This window comes from Eubacteriaceae bacterium ES3, assembly GCA_030586155.1.
Taxonomy (GTDB): domain Bacteria; phylum Bacillota; class Clostridia; order Eubacteriales; family Eubacteriaceae; genus Acetobacterium.
The window spans coordinates 474879-493042 of record CP130741.1 but is presented as its reverse complement, the minus strand read 5'-3'; the positions used below and the strand labels follow the sequence as shown (position 1 = coordinate 493042).

Genomic DNA, 18164 nt, shown 5'->3' with positions numbered 1-18164 from the left:
TCTTACATAGGAACTACTACAGTTCTTTGTTCAACTGTTTCCACTTTTACTAAAACCTCATACACTTCTCTGATATTTTCCTTAGTAATAACCTCCTTGCCACCAGCAGCATGAATCACACCGTTTTTAAGCATAATAAATTTATCTGCAAAACGCAGGGCTAAATTTAAATCATGAATTGTCACAACAGCCGCAATCTGTCTCTGTTCTGCGATTTCTTTAATAAGTTCCAAAACCTCCAGCTGATTTTTCAAATCCAAACTGCTGGTTGGCTCATCCAGCATCAAAACATCTGTTTCCTGAGCCAGAGCCCTGCCAATAAGAACTTTCTGAAATTCTCCACCACTGAGTTCGTCAACATTTTTGAGGGCATACTTTTCCAGCGACAAAGTTTTAATGGTATGATTGACAATTTCCAAATCTTTTTTGCCAACATCCCATTTTATATAAGGTCTTCTACCGATAAGGATCGAATCAAATACTGTAGTCGTAGAGCTCTGATTCGTTTGAGACACATAGGCGATTTTTTGAGCCAATTGATTTCCTTTAAGGCCTTTAACATCATTTTCTTTAATCAAAACCTCACCCCTCTGAGGCTTAAGTATTTTATTGATGCATTTTAAAAGGGTTGATTTCCCTGCTCCATTGGTTCCAAGAATCGCCAGACATTCACCTTTTTTAAGTGAAAAAGAAATTTCCTTTAAAACATCCTGACTTGGATAAGTGAATGCCAGTCCTTCAACCTGTAAATTCATTTTCCTTTTCCTCCTTTAATAAGTAAGTACAGAAACAATGGCGCCCCCAAGAATGATGTAATGGCACCAACCGGCAAAACAATAGGCGAAACAATTGTCCGGGCCAATGTATCTGAAAGCAGGAGAATCACTGCACCCATTAAAGCCGAAATCGGAATCAGAAAACGATGGTCACCACCAATTATTCTTCTTACCATATGTGGTGCGACCAGGCCTACAAATCCAATACTACCTAGAAAAGCAACTGTCACCGCAGTAATCAAAGATGAAACCATCATCCCGCCAAAACGGCTCTGTTCCACATTTACACCTAAACTCCTGGCCGCATCCTCCCCAGAATCCATGGCATTGTAGTCCCAACGCTTAAACATAAAATAAATCATTCCTGCCCCAACAACCAGGACAATCATACCAACTTCTTCCCAGCTGGCTCTACCCAAATCTCCAAATGACCAAAATACGGCTGCCGCTAATTGAACAGAATCAGCAAAATACTGAATCAATGTAGTTCCTGCCGAAAAAAGAGACGTTAAAGCCACACCTGCCAGCACGATAGATTCCGGCGAAAAACTTTTCATTCTTGCCAGCATTAAAATAACAAATGTCGCCAGGATTGAAAAACTAAAAGCAAAAATTGCTACCAGATAAGGATTGTTAACAACAATCGGCTGGGAAGCTGAAGTTTGCACTGTTCCAGCCCCCAATACAATAATCGCAATATTAGCCCCAAATGCTGCTGCACTGGTAATACCCAGTGTTGAGGGAGAAGCAATTGGATTTTTCAAATTATTCTGCATGACACAACCGGCAACAGCAAGTCCTGCTCCAGTAATCATAGCAGCCATAATTCTTGGTAATCTGATTTTCCAGACCACCACATTGGACATTTCTGTGCCTATACTCATCAGTGTTTTTAAAATATCTGTAGATCCCACATCAAAGGCTCCACTATTTACTGCAAAAATTGAAGAAATCAGCAATACGACCAGAAGAATAATGCTTAACAATGTTTTTTTGACGGTAAATTTCTGGTACAATTCGATACTGTCACCATCAATTTCCAGCTTTTCTTTTGGTTTTTTTAGCATCTATGTCCCTTTCTGATCAAGCACCGACCAGAATAGCCAGCCATTTTTCGACTCATTGGCATCCTCTATTAAACCATCGACACATTTTTTCTTAAGATATTCCTTTAACTTGTCTTGTTCTTCTTTACCCTCTAAAATCTGTTTATAATAATTAAAAGCACTCTCCAGTTTCCAGGTCTTTTTTCGTGCATAATCCTGATGTGTGAATTCAGCAAAATAACCTTTTTCCCATAATATATTAAAGGCGTAATATAGATTTTTACGGTAGTTTGCCTTTCTGTTATTTAAATGAAACTGGTCTTTCAATTCCTCTCCAATCAAATCTTTTTTATAAAGATGACTGCTCATAAAACAGAAATTACGTGACGCCTCAATCATCTTTAGCAAATCTTCCGGTCCATTAATAGCAGGACTCATAGATGCAAAAACCAGGTCAAATGCTTTTTCCCATCCTTCTTTTTTAAGATCAGCCTCCTCCCATGTCATTACTTTAAATAGGCATTTGCGAAATGCCATAACCCGCATAATAGCGGGATATTTTTAACATAAAAAAATATAACTCCTCACCAGATTATGATAAAATTGAGTTACAACCACAACAATCCATCATCCTGAAAGGAGTTATATATGGATATTTTACCACAAAAACAGCTTTCGTTTGCTGAAATTTATGCTGATTGCACTCATTTTTTTGAACAGGACAAACATCACTTTCTTTCACTGCTGGAAGAAAAACTTGACCTTCATGCTCTGGTTCCACATTCTTTTTACAGTCATTACTATGCTTGTAATGGGCGACACCGTGATTTTGAGCTTTGTTCCATTCTTTGGGCATTCATTCTGCAGCGAATTTTTTCCATTCCCACTGACACCCTGCTGATCACTTTTCTCAAGTTTTCCAGCGAATTAAGGGATTTCTGCGGTTTCAGCAGAGTTCCCCACGCATCCCAGCTGACTCGCTTCAAGCAAGATTATCTTCCGGACTTACAATCGTTTTTTCATCAACTTGTTGATGTAACTGAACCAATCTGCCAAAAGATCGATGCTCATAAGGCCATGATGACCATCTTTGATACTTCGGGAATTGAAGCCTATGTTACTGAAAATAATCCCAAATTTGCCAATAAAATCATCAAACAGCTCAAAGCTTTCAAGAAAACCCATCAGCTGAATGATTCCTATGATCCCTACAAGGCCGCCTATGGCGCCATGCCCACCCACGCTAAAGCCAATTCTTCTATTAAACAGCTTTATATCAACGGTCATTTCTGTTATGTCTATAAATTCGGCATGATCACCAACGGCCTTGGCATTGTCCGGGATATCTCTTTTTATGATGCCAACTTTCTGGTTGATCATCCTGATATTGCTGTTGAGAAAAAGTCTGATTCTCCCGACGAGGACAAGTCGCTCCATGATACCAAAGCACTTATTCCTGTTCTTTCCGACTTTTTTAAAAAGCATCCGCTGATTGTTCCCAAACTTTTTATTGGTGATGCCGCTTTTGACAGCTCAGTCATTTATCACTCGCTGCTGACTGATTTAAAGTTTGAAAAAGCCTTCATTCCCCTCAATTCGCGGGGCTCCCTTTCTTATTCCGATTGCCCGGTTAATGAGCATGGTATCCCCTGTTGTCCGGACAACCCTTCACTTCCCATGAAACCGGAAGGTAAAACCAGGCGTAAAAATGGTCTCGTCCGCTTTAAATTTACCTGTCCCAAAACCCGATGGGTCAGGCAGCAATCCGGTAAATCCAAACGTCAGTGTTTCTGCGAAAAACCCTGCACACCTTCTTCCTGTGGCCGGATGTTCTATGTTTACCCTGAAAAAAACCTTAGAGCTTACCCAGGTACGCTTCGGGGTACTGACGAGTGGCAGCAAATCTATAAAATTCGCGGTGTTGTTGAACAGTCACTCAATCATTTCAAAGATTCTTTCTGTGTTGCCGGTCGCAAAACAAGAAATGCTCGGACGCTTCGCGCGGATCTGCTCCTGGCTGGCATTACCCAGCTGATTACTGTCATTCTTGCTGACAACATTCATCAGCTTCAATACATCCGCAGTCTTAAAAAACTGATTGCCTAACTGCTAAAATAAAGTTTTTTTCAGGCTTTTCTCAGGCTTTTATTTTTGCGCCTTTTTTTTGCAACGCTTCCTGCTTTTTTTGTCATACTTTTTTAATCAGCTCTCTTCATGCTCTACTTTCTCATTTTTTTCATTTTTGTTTTCATTTCGCAATTACCTACATTACTTTAAAGATAAAGCGATCCGGATCATAAGCATTTGCATTTTCCTTAGAAAAATCAATCATATTTGGTGAGATATCTATACCGGTTACCTCACAACCTGCTTTCAGAAATAATTTAGAATATCGTCCAGCTCCACAACCAATATCCAAAACTCTAGCCCCTTTAAAAATTGCGCCTTTGGAAAGAAGCATATTTATGACTGCATCATTTTCGTCACGTCGTTTTCCAATTTCATTAAATTCCTCAGCCCGAAAATCCCAAAATTTTCGGGTTTCATCTATATCTTTCAGTTCCTGCATTTCTCGCCATTCGTTTTCAAAGTTCATACGTTTCTCCCTTTTTATTGATATAGTTCTGTCTTCTAGCCAAATCTCAAAATCCCCTTTTATTTAACGTTGAAAATACAACGGAATTCGGCTTTTGCTCTACTTCTGCCTCATCGCCAGTTTCAACCGGCTTAATTTTTTACACAAAAAAGACTCCTGTAAAAAAACAGAAGCCTTCCCATCTTAAGGTAGTTCTTTTTCCATTAGTCCCCTGGAATTTTCTTGCATTAAGGCAGGTCTCCTGACTAACAGTTCATCCTATTCTAGCCTTCCCAGTTTTATCCAGTGGCCTGTTAAGAATTCGTCCCTGTTTACAGTGGTGGGTCCGTGCTTTCTAAGCTTCCCTATTCTCCAATTAATATTGGCACCTTAATTTTATATTCATATTGTTAGGATTGAATTACATATTATCACCATTATAAACATTTGTCAATAATTAATACCTATTTTTATTTATGGTTAATGAACATAAAATACTATCAAGCAATCATTTTCATAAAACTATAATATTGACTTTTCGTGAAATAAGTTTTCTTTCTTGACCTAGTGGCACCTTGACGCCTGATACAATTTTAATATACAATTTATTTAATCCTGCCAAAACACTGTAAATTTAAATTTGCTTACTGTGTTTACGCAGTAAAAACGAGGTGAAAATTTGAAATTTATTTCATGGAATATTGATTCATTAAATGCTGCCCTGACTAGTGATTCAGCCAGAGCCTTATTATCTAAGCAGGTTTTACAAACTATTATTGAATATCAGCCTGAAGTCATTGCCATTCAGGAAACCAAGTTATCTGCTAACGGACCAACCAAAAAACATTCAGAAATTTTAAACACCTTATTCCCGGGATATCAATTTGTCTGGAATTCGTCAGTCGAACCGGCCCGCAAGGGTTATGCCGGTACGATGTTTCTGTATAAAACCGATTTAAGCCCCAGTGTCACCCTTCCTTCAATTGGAGCACCTGGCACCATGGACTCAGAAGGACGGATCATTACTCTGGAGTTCGATGATTTTTTTCTGACTCAGGTTTATACCCCCAATGCCGGTGATGGTTTGAACCGACTTAAAGATCGTCAAGTCTGGGATCGGAAGTATGCCGATTATCTGGCTTCTCTGGATCAACACAAGCCGGTCATTGCCACCGGTGATTTCAATGTCGCTCATCAGGAAATCGATTTAGCTCATCCTGAAAACAACCGCCAATCTGCAGGTTTTACCGAAGAAGAACGACAGGGATTTACGGCACTTCTGGAAAAAGGTTTCACCGATACTTTCCGCAGTCTGCACGGAGATATACCAGGGGTTTACTCCTGGTGGGCTCAACGGGTCAAAACCAGTAAAATCAATAACTCCGGTTGGAGAATTGATTACTGGCTGGTCAGTGACCGCTTGATCAATCGGGTCATCAAATCGGAAATGATAGATTCCGGGGCGAGACAGGATCATACACCTTTATTGTTTGAAATAGACTAAAGAATTTCGATTCATCGATCTTGCGTTTAGTTCAGTCGCAATACTTCTATTTAAGTCACCCTAGCAAGGATACCCTTTTATACCTGATAAAAGGGTATCCTTGCTATTATAAACTACTGGAAAACTTCTGATTTCATCTGTCAATGCAGTATTTTGGTGAAATTTGTAATTTTTTTTTTAATCACTATCTTTTCACCTTCAGTTCTGTTATAATTCGTGAAAGCACGTACAGATTTCCATTTTAAAAATTCGAAAAGGAGTACTTATTATGAAATGGACAAAACACAATCTATTATTACCGCTCTCTCTTATTTTAATCGTGACCACTTCCGGTTGTTCAAACCCTTCTGCTTCAGCCGCCTCTTTAAACCTGTTTGAAAATGATTCTGAGCATGAATCAAGCCGAATTGTCGTCATCAGTGATCTCCATCTGGGAATTGATGACAGTTTTTCCGAGACTGTAACCAACAAAGCAGCACTGGTCTCCTTTTTGGAGCAACTCAGATCCAGCGAAGTTGACGAAATTGTCATCGATGGTGATCTTTTAGACCAATGGTTTGTCCCCGCAAACTATGAAAGTCCAGATGATCTTAGTATATTTTTCAAGAATGTTGCTGACAACAATGCTCAAGTAATCGATGAGTTTAAAACACTCATCAAAAACGATGTCAAGGTGACCTATGTACCTGGAAATCACGATCTACTTCTAACTGAAGAAATTCTTGCAGAACTGATTCCCGGCATAGAGCAGGCCCGTGATGTAGATGGACTTGGCACCTACCGCACTGGAACTCGTTCGGAAATCGTCATTGAACATGGCCACCGCTATAATACTTTCTGCGCTCCCGATACCCTATCAAACAAAGAATTCACTGGTGACTACCCGTCAATATTGCCCCCTGGCTATTTCTTTACCCGAGTAGCTGCCACTTCTGTTGTTGAAGAAAAATCTGGCGCGCAAAAAGATTTACCTCAGGTTACCCAGCCAGCTTCCGACAATATCGACCAACTTGGCGCCTACATCTATTACCAGACCTGGGCTGGAACTATTCAAGGCTTCCCAATTGTAGCGGACTTTAACGATCCTGTTATCAATGTCAACCTTGATGGCTATAACAACAACTTTTCCTTATCTGATCTTTTACCGACTCAACAGACTGATGGTCGTATCAGTGCTGTTTTATACGCTGATGTTCAAAGTCGATGGGATGCCCTTCAGGAGCTCAACAATGTGGCTGTTAAACTTCCTTATGCCGAAGCAACCGCCAAGGCTCAGGATTCAACCTACACTGATGAACAGGCTGTTACCCAGTATTTTGATATTGATTCAACGGTTGATGTGGTTATCTTCGGACATACTCATGTACCTGTACTCAATACCTTTAGCGAAGGTTACAACAGCGAAAAAATCTACGCTAACACCGGAACCTGGATTGATGAAAACCTGCTCGGTGATGATATGACTTTTGTGGTCATCGAATCCGGCCAGGATACAACAGATGTTCGTTTGATGCAATACAATGCTTCAGAGCAAACCGCCAGCCAACTGGATTCTGCCTCATGATTTTAAAAACGGCTACCAAAAGTTTTCACTTTTGCAGCCGTTTTTATACTTTCTGTTATCAACTAAAGCAATATGACTACCCTAAGCATATAATGCTTCTTATCACATTTTCCATACTGATGAATTCTTGACAAGAGAAACTCGACTTGCTATAATAATCGGAAAATTTATATTGTTTATCACTTTGAGAGTAAATCAGTACCCACTAAATTAAAAAAGTGCCTGGCATTCAATGTGGATGGCTATATCATAAGGAGCATAAAATGATACAAAGAATTACAAGCTTAACAGAAGCAGAGATTGAAATTCGTACAGAAGTTTTTGTAGATGAACAGGGGTTTAATGAAGAATTTGACACAATTGATGGTCAGGCAGTACACCTGCTCTATTACCTGGACAAACTTGCCGTCGCAGTCTGCAGATATTACCCCGATAAAGAAAGCGGAACCTTTATCCTTGGAAGGTTTGCTGTAAGAAAACCCTATCGCGGCAAAAATCTTGGAAAAGAACTGCTTGCAGGTGCAGAAAAAGAAGTTCTAAAAGACGGTGGACATAAAATCGTTCTTTCATCACAAGTTACTGCCCGATCTTTTTATGAAAAATGCGGATTTACAGCGATTGGTGAAGTCTATTTAGATGAACATTGCCCACATATAAGAATGGAAAAAACGCTTTCCTAAAAGGATCTGGCTTAAAATCCATTATTCGGAAGCATTTATTATACGTTTAACCAGATCATCCCCTATCATGATCACTGTTTCCGGATGCGTAAAATCGGTGACTTTGTCATCGAATAAAATTGTAGCTTCAGCTGGCAATTCATCATCACCATCCCAGAAATAAAACTTTACCGGCATACAGGAAAAAGCCATCGCCTTAAAACCAGCATCAGAGTTTTTCAGGCGCTCAAAACCCATTTTCTCTGCTGTATTTATCAACATATCGAGTTTACCTTCAAAGTGTTTAGCAAATGGAATCAGCGTTTGTCTTTTAAAAGCAGCAGCAAATGGTGCTGCCCCTTTTAATTCGTGTAAAGGTACAAAATAACCTGAATTTTTAGGTGTTTCTTGGGAATAATAAAAGAGATGATAAATGGCAAACTGGGTAGTTGAATCAATTTCTTTTTCTTGATTATCTGCTTCGTAAAGACGGGCATCTTCCCGGTCGAGCAGATAATCAACCCCAAAATACTTAATGGACAGCATTTTTTCATCGTAACCGGACAGCTTTAAAGCCTGATAACGCTCTTTATAATCGATTTCTAGAGCTTTTAATCGCCATTCTTCACATCTTAACTGATATTGGTTTGTTTCCATATTATTTTCCTTCTTATTCTTTAATTAAAATTCATTTTTATATCTGTCGCTTACTCGTCTTTTTATGATACCGCATAAAACTGTCAACCGCAATAATCTTCCCAATCTGTCATTAAATTTTCGTTAAAATTTGCGCTCAATAAATCTACAGGGACAAAATTATATCCTTAAAAATTCTGGTTGCACATCTCATTAATCGTTATAATATTAATGTAAACGTATTAATATACTAAATAATTGTTTTTGAGGAGAAAAGATGGACGTACAAGATTTTCAAATTACCCAGCTAAAAGCAGATTTTCAAAAAGGCATGAACCTTTCAAAAAAATTTATGATCTTCAATTTTTTTCTATTAATCATTCCTTTATGCATTATGGGCTTAGTATCCTACCGATGCGGATTGCCGTCTTCAATCATTGTCATTGTCGGCTTACTTATCCTCACAGGTGGGAGCAGTGTCGCATACTTTGTCTCAAAAAAATTGACCGATCCTTTGGTCGAACTAACGCAAATTGCCGACAAAATAGCTCTAGGTGAAACTGAACTGGAAATTAGTATTGACTCAAGGGATGAAATTGGCTACCTGGCCAATGCATTTAAAAAAATAATTTCCCACTGTCACCTTCAATCTGAAACAACCAGACAAATATCACTTGGCGATTTATCTTCACAAATCAATCCCAAATCGGAATACGATATTTTATCACACTCACTCAATCAGGTCGTATCAGAAATTTCTCAGGTCAGCCAGTCTATACAGGATGCTAAAAAGCAAGTCCTCAATGGTAATTGGGATTACCGGATCGATCCAGAAAATTTTTCTGGTGATTTCAAGGAAATGGCTGTTGGTATGAACGCTGTCATTACCGCCTATGTGAAACCGCTTAAAGTTGCTTCTAAAACAATCGAACGTATTGGTCGTGGTCAGATTCCACCCCGTTTGGTCATTGATTACAAAGGTGATTTTAATGATTTAAAAGACAATATCAATGCCTGTATTGATGGTCTGGGCGCTTTAACTGAAGGCAATCACGTCCTTAGGAAAATGCAGCAAAATGATTTATCCCAAAAAATCGAAGCCGATTATCAGGGCATTTATGCTGAGATTGCCGAGTCCATCAACAGCCTACGGGGCAATTTGATTACCATCGTTAAAATCACCAATCATATCGCGCAAGGCGATATGCAGGATCTCGATGATTTGATTAATATTGGTTCCTTAAGCGAAGAGGACCGGCTGGTTCCGGGACTTATTCAAATGATGGAAGCCATCATCGGTCTGGTCAATCAAACTGATACGCTCTCTCAAATGGCCATTTCAGGAAATCTTTCAAACCGCGGTGATGAAAGCAAGTTCCAGGGCGAATTTGCACGTGTGATCAGCGGTTTTAATCAGACGCTAGATGCAATCATCGCACCAATTGAAGAGGCATCAGCAGTCCTTGGACAACTCGCCAAGGGTCATCTTAACACCTTAATGGAAGGTGATTATCAGGGCGACAACGGACGGATTAAAGAAGATCTTAATAATACCGTTAAATTCCTGAAACGCTATATCGACGAAATTTCCGCCACTCTCACAACAATGGGTAAAGGCAATCTGGATCAGGAAATTATGTCCTACTATCATGGCGATTTCGTCAATATTAAAATAGCCATTAACGAAATTTCAACCAGCCTGAGCCAGACCATGAACGATATCAATATTGCTGCCGATCAGGTTGAAACTGGAGCCAGCCAAATTTCCGAAGGCAGCCAGGTTCTTTCTCAGGGGACTACCGAACAGGCTTCTTCCATACAGGAACTTTCAGCATCAATTGAAGAGATTGCATCCGAAACCCGACAGAATGCTAAGAATGCCAATGATGCCAATGCTTTAACAACAATCGTTTATAAAAATGCTGAACAAGGTAACCTTCAAATTGAAAAAATGATGATGGCCATGAACGATATCAATGATTCATCCAATAGTATTTCCAAGGTAATTAAAGTTATTGATGATATCGCATTCCAGACTAATATTCTGGCTTTAAATGCCGCAGTGGAAGCAGCCCGGGCAGGGGAACACGGTAAAGGGTTTGCTGTTGTTGCTGAAGAAGTCAGAACACTGGCCGCCAGAAGTGCAGAAGCCGCCAGAGAAACTGACGGACTCATCGGTGGCTCCATTGAGAAAGTAGAAAATGGGACTAAAATTGCTGATGAAACGGCAAACAGCCTGAAGAAAATTCTTGAACAGATTGAGCGAGTGACCGAACTCGTCGATAAAATTGCCAAAGCCTCTAATGATCAGGCGGCTGAAATTACCCAGATCACTCAAGGTATTGATGCGGTGGCCAGTGTAGTTCAGACTAACTCCGCCACAGCAGAGGAAAGCGCTGCTTCCAGCCAAGAACTTTCAAGTCAAGCACAGCTGCTTAAAGAAATGATCGCTGCTTTTAAAATCAAACAAAAAGACAAAATTGGAAGTGGAATGAAAACACCTCCCATTGAACTTGAAAAAAAGGTGGCACTTAAAGAAGATACTTTTGTAGTTAATAAAAATGAGCCGCCTGCAATTCATCTCAATATCATTGAAGCAGACAAATACTAAAAATTTGATGAAGATAAAAGACTGATCCACCTTTAAACAGTGGATCAGTCTTTTTTCAAATCTTGACTTTGCTAATCAATAATCGCCCAACACTTATTTTTTTACTGTCCCAATTTGCCCGGAACGATAAGCCTTACTGTATTTTCGGCAATGACGATCCTGTCCCATTAAAGCATAGGTTGCAAAAATAGTTTCCATCATGGCCCGGTTTAAGGGGTCCATAACGGCAGAATCCATACCCGCTTCAATAGCGAAAGCCATGGCCGTTTTGTTTAAAAGCGGTCTCACCGGCAGGCCAAATGAAATATTACTGATAGCTCCAGTCACATGAATAGAAGGATATAATTCTTTGATGGCTCTTATTTCATCCCCAAAATCTAACATTGCAGAATTTTGGGTGGACAGCGCCATTACACATGGGTCAATATGGATGCGGTCTGTACTTATCCCTAGTTTGTCTGCTTTTTCCACCATACTTTTTGTGATTTCAAGCTTGGTTTCCAGATTATCGGGAATTCCCTTATTATCGCAGGTCAAGCCCACAACCTCCCAGGTATTTCCCTGCAACAGCGGTAAAAGAATTTCGCACTTATCACCTTCTTCAGAGATAGAATTAATCATCCCTGGCTTATTTGCGTACTTAAAAACTGCCTCAATTGCTCGCGGATTAGGACTGTCGATGGAAAGTGGTATTTCCGTTGCCTCCTGCACCACCTCCATCAGCCATCTAAGGGTTTCCACTTCCAGCTCAGGAGATGTGCTGGCGCAGACATCAATATAATCTGCTCCGGCTTCAGCCTGTTTCACCGCCCGATCTGCAATAAATGCTGCATCCCGATTTTCAATCGCTTCTTTAACCACAGGTATGGTTCCGTTTATTTTTTCTCCGATAATAATCATAACTTCCTCCGTCTAAAATCTCCATCATTTATTATACACTGTTCGATGCCACTAAATCCAGCCCTGACAGATTTTAACACCCTCCGCTGCATTAGTAGTAAAGTCATCAGCTCCGATAAATTCACAGGCCTCTTTAGTCACCGGATTGCCACCAATGATAATCTTTGCCGGAATACCAGCCGCTTTTAAAGCTTCTGCTGTATCCTTCATAGAATCAAGAGCCAGGGTTAAAACCCCGCTCATCCCAATTATTTCCGGATTTAGTTCTTTTGCTTTGCTAACAAATTCATCAGTCGCCACATCAATTCCCAAATCAACCACTTCAAAACCGGCAGCTTCAGACATACTTTTGAAGATATTTTTGCCGATATCGTGCAGGTCTCCATGGACAGTACCCAAAAGAATTTTACCGGAAGTTCCCTGACTATCGCTTCCCAACGCCGGTTTTAAAACGTTAATTGCCTCAGTCAACAGCTCTCCTGCAAAAATCAAATCACCGACAAAATATTCTCCCTGCTCAAACAGTTCTCCTACGATAGCCATTCCCGCTTGACAAGCTGCAACTGCTTCTAATGCATCATCTTCAGATGGATTGGTGGACATAAAATCATTCAACATATCCATCACTTCATCTTCTTCCAGCTCTCCCAATACCTCAGTTAATTTTTTTAAATCCAACATATTATACCCTTCCTTATTTATAATTAAATTGCCGATTATATAAATTTTCCAGCTTCTCCCAAACTGAATTCATTTACTTTTGTGTTCAGCTATTTTTTATGAAGCCAGCATCATAAATTTAATCAGCTCCATAAAACCGGCTTTTGCTTCTTCCGGAAAGCCTTCCAATTCATTTTCTTTAATCTCTTCCAGTACTTCCAATACAGTTTTTTCCGTTTCCATTTTTTTCTCCTTATTTATAAACGCCATATTCATGGACAAAATTAAAGGTCTCAATCAGATTTTCAGCTTTTGCATCGCCTCCTGAAAGCATCGCCCGGTCAGTTGAGAAAATATAGCCCCCGCCCGGAGCCAATTCGTCAATCAGTTTTTTCGCGTAATCCTTACATTCCTCTTTAGTTCCCAGTTTTAATTTCTCCATTGGCATCCCACCAGCAATAGTAATGTTATCACCGATTTTCTTTTTTGCTTCAAAAATATCATCATCTTCGATAATTCCTACAGCAAAATTCTTGGGTAAACTGTTAAGCCAATCATATTTGGATTCCCAATTACCTTCCAGAAACATGACCAGTTTCCCACCGCGTTCATGTATCTTATAAATCAGTTTTTCGTAGGTCGGCAGAAAAAACCTTTCAAACTGTTTAGGATTGATAAAGGTTGGTATATGCATCATTGTTGCATAAAACGGGAATTCCGGCACTGACATCACTTGGTCGGGCACACCCATAAAACCATCAGCTATTTTATACATAGCTTCACAGGCCGCTTCCACTTCTTTGGGATGACGACGTAAGTCCATCGAAATTCCTTTAAACCCTCTTAGATAATCAAAAATATAATCTAATGGCGGATAAGCAAATCCGGCAATCATGGTTGGCAACTGATATTCAGTTTTAAGTTTTTCTATCAGCTGGCCTTGAACCATTCCCTTCATCTTCCAGTGATCGACTAAAGCTTTGATAGCAGCATATTTTTCTTCATTGTTTCCCGCCAGTTTTTTTGCTTTTCTTGGCAGCATTTTATTAAAAATATAAGCTTCCGGATCTGCAATCAACTCCGGATATTCATCCGCTTCCATTGGTGTCATTTCCTTATGCTGAACAGTCGTCCCATCTTCAGAAACAAAGTGACTTTCACTGCCCATACACTCGGCACTTTTAGCATCAAATACCAGTCCAGCCGCTAATAAAACGTCAGAATAAATATCTTTATGCGGGGCACAATAGTATTCAATTTCCTTTTCCGGATGATCAGTCATCTCCTGAACCGTTCCGCCCGCATAAGCAATTGAATAAGTCTCAAATAGTGATAAAATCGGCACCTTATCCGGTTCCTGATGATTTACCGTTGTTATAATCCTTTTTATTTTCTCTTCATAAGTATCGCCCATTTTTTCCTCCTCTATACATTTCAATACTGATTTTTTTCAAATTGCCGGCTTATAAAAAAATCCGTTCCTAAAAACAATCGTTTTCATCTAATGCTTTAGATCATAGCAAATTTTAGTTTTGAAGTACTACCTTCTAAAAGACATTCGGAAACTTTATTTGTAAATTTTTATATTTTATGAACATTTAAAAAGCCAGCCTATTTTGGCTGACCCAGGTATCTTTAAAAAAGCAAATTGTTAGGAATGCGAGACAAAAGGCTCTATAACATTTCATTTTACAACAAAATATATTACATAAATAATTCAAATTATTTTTCAAGACTCATATCTTGTAATAAAATGGATTTTACGTTTCTACTTCGATCAAATTTTTCTGGTCTCGATTCAGAATCAGCACGGAAATCAGAATCACCACCCCACCAATCATTTGGTTAAGACTTGGCATAGTCCCATAAATTAAAAAGGTTACAAGCACCGTAATCACCGGGAAAAAATTCATCAGTAAGTTGGAAAAGGTCAGTCCAATATGACGAATTGCATAGATACAAAGAAAGTAAGCCACCGTCGCATTCAGTACACCCAACACCAGCATATTAATAATTACTATCGGATTAGTTAATGAAGAACGGGCTACCGGATAAACAAATAAAAAGGGCATGGTTGTCATGACACCTACCAAGGCCTGGTAGTTTAACACCACTGTTTTTTCACAAGCTGAAGAAACTCGATCTGAAAAAAAGCAGAATAAGACCCAGGCGATAATGCTTAAAAGACTTAGAAAATAGCCGATTAAGTTTGTTTCCAGCAATTCTGCCGGATTTAAGCCCATTAGGATATAAACACCAACCAAAGAAAGCGCTACGCTCACTATACTAAGCACAGTTCGCTTGCGTCTGTAAAAGACAAATTCGATGACCAATGAAAGCACTGCTGCCAGACCGAATAATAACGAAGAAACCGTTCCACCAATGTAGCGAATGCTCATAACACTGAAGAGATTAAAAAATGTCGTACCAAATAGCCCTGACAGAACAATCATCCAGATATCTTTCTTCTCAACCGCAAAACTTATCTTTCTGGCAAAATTATAGACGGTTAAGAGACCAGCCATAATAATCAGCTGCAAGGCTACAACTACGATGGGATTCAAATAATCTACAATGATATCTTTTGAAATATAGGCCACGCCCGATATCAGTACCACTCCAAGAATTGCTAAAATTCCAAGCTTTCGATTCTGTTCCATTCGCTCTCCAAATTAAATATTATCTTTTTTTATATCACTAAAATAATTATCAATGAAAATCAGTAAAACATTTTATACTTTTTTCCCACGCAAAAAGACGTCACAATTGTGACGCCTTTGTCTTGGGAACATTCTATATTGCAAACGCTGTTCTGTCAATTTTTCGCATTTTCATTATAATATCTCAATATTGTTAAATTATTCATTTCAAGAACTTTATTGTCGTTTTTGCTTTATTTTTATGTATTGTATCTATTATTATTTGCTATTTGTTTAGTTTGGCTATTTAAACGAAACTTCATTCATGCATAAATAGTCATTCTAATTTAAATTAGTAAATTCATATAAAAATCAAAGGTTTCATTACTGAATCGTTCAAAATTAACCTTAGCAAAATTCGTTGTTAAGGGGTATTTTGCCTTAAAAGAAGCCCAATCAAACAGATATTGAGATTTAGGTTTGGGCACCAGATTTTCATCAGGCTTAAAACCCTCGGAATTGAGTGTCGTCCCAAAGCTTTGGCCTACATTTTCAAAAGTCCCATAGTCTCTCATCGTTTCGGCAAGGGCTGCCAAGGTTTCTATGTTTACTTCTTTTAAAGTCAGCGGGTTTTTATCAAATCCAAAAATATATCCACCGCCAGGAAGCATAATATCAAGGAAGGCCTTAGCACGGTCAACGATCTGCTCCGGTGTATCAGTTTTTAAGGCACTGCTGGGGAATAAACCAGTCAAGATAAATTTCTTGCCTAATTTATCTTTAATCGTTTGAGGATCTCCATATTCAAAAGCAAGTTGCGATCCGGCTGGTATTTCTGATAAAAGAATATCCAGATAACGACTCCAGTCATGTTCACAAAACATATTTGGGCGAGCACCAGCAGCAGCAAACTGTTGCAGCATTTTTTTATAGGATGGCATATAGATTTCAGTAAAATCTTTTTCCCGCATAAATGTTGGCATATGCAAGGGGATAAATACTGAACCCTCAGGATGAACATTAGCTGGCATACCCCAGTGGAATAAAAGCGGCATCATTACATCAGCAGCTTCTTTAAGTTGTGTTCGATGCCGCCGAACATCCATGCTGATGCCAGAAAAACTTCTAAGCTGATCAGCTATGAAATCCATTGGCGCTTCTGTAAAATTAAAGGATCCTAAAGGACTTCCCATGTAATAACCATGGGTCTGAATCAGTTCGAAAAATGTTGGTAAAAAAGCTGCTTCATCGTTTTGCATTGCCATTTTTCCCATCTGAATCGAAGTTGCCATCAGAATTGGATTGGCAGGATCTAAATTTTTATGCTGGCGGGGGATAACGGTTTCTACCAGAAAATCAAAACCCTTTTCAATCAGCAAATCATACTCATTGTCCTGCATCCCTACGACTTCCGGATGCTGAACAAAACCGCCGTTACCCATCACGAACGACTGCGACCCAAATAATTGATACATTGAGGGGGTGCGGGATAATAAAAAGTTGGCTGGCGCAATTGGACAGCTATCAGAATAGACTTTTTCACACAATTTTCTGGCCGGATCAGCCATCAGTGAATAATCAAACTGAAAATCAAACAAATTTTGTTCACCGTACTCAGCTACAATATGCTGTCCAAAACTGATTCCAACAGGCATTCTTTGGGGAATAATGTTTGAATAAAAATCACTGTACAATTGACCGCGTTCTTGCTGCAAAGCTAACACATCACTCATTCTATCCTCCATCTTAAATCGTATTTTCAAAACACAGCATTTTTTATAAAATCATCAGCCACATTGAATATACTGGCGAATCTCCAAAAATTAAATGCTGTTTAATAAAATAATAGCAAATTACGAAATCCGACTCTGTCTTTAAAAAGACATAATCGGATTTTATTTGTAAATTTTGTATTTTTATGATTTATAGAACGCTTTTAGTGCATAATTCTTTTAATTTTTCTATATTTTTGACAATAATATAGTTTCGATGGGTTTCAATAATATCTTTTTCTCTGAGAATTTTAAGATACTTAGCAACATTAGCCCGATTTAAACCAACAAAATCGCCAATCTCATACTGATTGAAAGGCAGTCGATTTTCGTGATCTTCTGTATTTTTTAAATAAATGTAGATAAAATTACAAATCTTTTCCTGTCCTGATGAAAAAAGCTGGATGGAAAGTTCCAGACTTTGTAGCGTAACCAGTTTAATATATGCCTCATACATTGCAATGTTTAATTCACTGTTCTCATTAATATATTTGGCAAAAGTCTTACGTTCCAAAACATATACTGTAAGATCCGTTACTGCCGTAAATGAAAATGACAATAGAATTCTATTTTCTCCCGGAAAATAAAGTGGTGCTAAATAACCCTTTCCATAAAAGGCCGAAGTCTTAACATTACCGGATTCATGAAGAAAAGCGCCTGACATGGTACCTGAGATAATGTAGTACATCTCATCCATCATTTCTCCGAAACCGTTTACTGCCTCATTTTTCCTGTAGGTTCGGGTTGTCTTTTTAATCGAACCAAAGTAATCCTCAAATTCTGAAAAATCATCTCTAAAATAATATTGAAGTAACATCATTA

Annotated in this window: 17 protein-coding genes and 1 riboswitch; of the genes, 5 read left to right on the top strand and 12 right to left on the bottom strand. The window is 38.8% G+C overall.

What is annotated here, in order from left to right; translation table 11 throughout:
• Positions 1 to 2: 2 nt before the first annotated feature.
• From Q5O24_02165 to Q5O24_02155, 3 genes are read right to left on the bottom strand one after another with little or no spacing between them, the layout of a single operon-like run.
• Entirely contained in the window at positions 3 to 755 is a 753-nt protein-coding gene (locus tag Q5O24_02165) for an ABC transporter ATP-binding protein (protein WKY48160.1), read from the bottom strand.
• A complete protein-coding gene (locus Q5O24_02160; GenBank protein ID WKY48159.1) occupies positions 752 to 1843 on the bottom strand; it encodes an iron ABC transporter permease in 1092 nt (363 codons plus the stop codon). Before Q5O24_02160 ends, Q5O24_02165 begins: the two co-directional genes overlap by 4 nt.
• Positions 1844 to 2329, bottom strand: a complete 486-nt coding sequence (locus tag Q5O24_02155; protein WKY48158.1) for a hypothetical protein — start codon at positions 2327 to 2329, stop codon at positions 1844 to 1846.
• Positions 2330 to 2476: 147 nt separating this feature from the next.
• Between Q5O24_02155 and Q5O24_02150 the strand changes: the two genes are divergently transcribed.
• The gene (locus Q5O24_02150; GenBank protein WKY49192.1) at positions 2477 to 3928 is read left to right on the top strand and encodes a transposase; all 1452 of its coding nucleotides are present in this window, start codon (positions 2477 to 2479) and stop codon (positions 3926 to 3928) included.
• A 157-nt stretch (positions 3929 to 4085) separates the two neighbouring features.
• Here Q5O24_02150 and Q5O24_02145 read toward each other — a convergent pair whose 3' ends face one another.
• On the bottom strand, positions 4086 to 4418 hold the full coding sequence (locus tag Q5O24_02145; GenBank protein ID WKY48157.1) for a methyltransferase domain-containing protein: 333 nt from the start codon (positions 4416 to 4418) through the stop codon (positions 4086 to 4088).
• A 213-nt stretch (positions 4419 to 4631) separates the two neighbouring features.
• A riboswitch (cobalamin riboswitch) is annotated at positions 4632 to 4805 on the bottom strand.
• A 271-nt stretch (positions 4806 to 5076) separates the two neighbouring features.
• Between Q5O24_02145 and Q5O24_02140 the strand changes: the two genes are divergently transcribed.
• From Q5O24_02140 to Q5O24_02130, 3 genes are all read left to right on the top strand, one after another.
• Entirely contained in the window at positions 5077 to 5901 is an 825-nt protein-coding gene (locus tag Q5O24_02140; GenBank protein ID WKY48156.1) for an exodeoxyribonuclease III, read from the top strand.
• Positions 5902 to 6169: 268 nt separating this feature from the next.
• Entirely contained in the window at positions 6170 to 7465 is a 1296-nt protein-coding gene (locus tag Q5O24_02135) for a metallophosphoesterase (protein ID WKY48155.1), read from the top strand.
• Positions 7466 to 7728: 263 nt separating this feature from the next.
• Complete coding sequence (locus tag Q5O24_02130) at positions 7729 to 8145, top strand: GNAT family N-acetyltransferase (GenBank protein ID WKY48154.1); 417 nt, start codon at positions 7729 to 7731, stop codon at positions 8143 to 8145.
• Positions 8146 to 8166: 21 nt separating this feature from the next.
• On the opposite strand, the gene Q5O24_02125 is transcribed toward Q5O24_02130, so the two are convergent.
• Positions 8167 to 8781: a DUF3786 domain-containing protein gene (locus Q5O24_02125; GenBank protein WKY48153.1), complete on the bottom strand. Its 615-nt coding sequence runs from the start codon at positions 8779 to 8781 to the stop codon at positions 8167 to 8169.
• Between the two features lie 256 nt (positions 8782 to 9037).
• Here Q5O24_02125 and Q5O24_02120 point away from each other — a divergent pair, with 256 nt between their 5' ends.
• Positions 9038 to 11371 carry a methyl-accepting chemotaxis protein gene (locus Q5O24_02120; protein WKY48152.1) on the top strand — a complete coding sequence of 778 codons (2334 nt, stop codon included), beginning with the start codon at positions 9038 to 9040 and terminating at the stop codon, positions 11369 to 11371.
• A 93-nt stretch (positions 11372 to 11464) separates the two neighbouring features.
• Here the strand turns inward: Q5O24_02120 and Q5O24_02115 are convergent, their stop codons facing one another.
• The 7 genes from Q5O24_02115 to Q5O24_02085 form a co-directional block, all read right to left on the bottom strand.
• Positions 11465 to 12271, bottom strand: coding sequence for a methyltetrahydrofolate cobalamin methyltransferase (locus Q5O24_02115; GenBank protein WKY48151.1), 807 nt, complete (start codon positions 12269 to 12271; stop codon positions 11465 to 11467).
• 51 nt (positions 12272 to 12322) lie between these two features.
• Entirely contained in the window at positions 12323 to 12952 is a 630-nt protein-coding gene (locus Q5O24_02110; GenBank protein ID WKY48150.1) for a cobalamin-dependent protein, read from the bottom strand.
• A gap of 96 nt (positions 12953 to 13048) precedes the next feature.
• Positions 13049 to 13174, bottom strand: a complete 126-nt coding sequence (locus Q5O24_02105) for a hypothetical protein (GenBank protein WKY48149.1) — start codon at positions 13172 to 13174, stop codon at positions 13049 to 13051.
• 10 nt (positions 13175 to 13184) lie between these two features.
• Positions 13185 to 14345 (bottom strand): uroporphyrinogen decarboxylase family protein, encoded by a 1161-nt coding sequence (locus tag Q5O24_02100; GenBank protein WKY48148.1) that lies wholly within the window; start codon positions 14343 to 14345, stop codon positions 13185 to 13187.
• A gap of 346 nt (positions 14346 to 14691) precedes the next feature.
• A complete protein-coding gene (locus Q5O24_02095; GenBank protein ID WKY48147.1) occupies positions 14692 to 15591 on the bottom strand; it encodes a DMT family transporter in 900 nt (299 codons plus the stop codon).
• Between the two features lie 326 nt (positions 15592 to 15917).
• The gene (locus Q5O24_02090) at positions 15918 to 17303 is read right to left on the bottom strand and encodes a uroporphyrinogen decarboxylase family protein (protein ID WKY48146.1); all 1386 of its coding nucleotides are present in this window, start codon (positions 17301 to 17303) and stop codon (positions 15918 to 15920) included.
• Between the two features lie 190 nt (positions 17304 to 17493).
• Positions 17494 to 18162 carry a Crp/Fnr family transcriptional regulator gene (locus Q5O24_02085; GenBank protein ID WKY48145.1) on the bottom strand — a complete coding sequence of 223 codons (669 nt, stop codon included), beginning with the start codon at positions 18160 to 18162 and terminating at the stop codon, positions 17494 to 17496.
• Positions 18163 to 18164 lie beyond the last annotated feature (2 nt).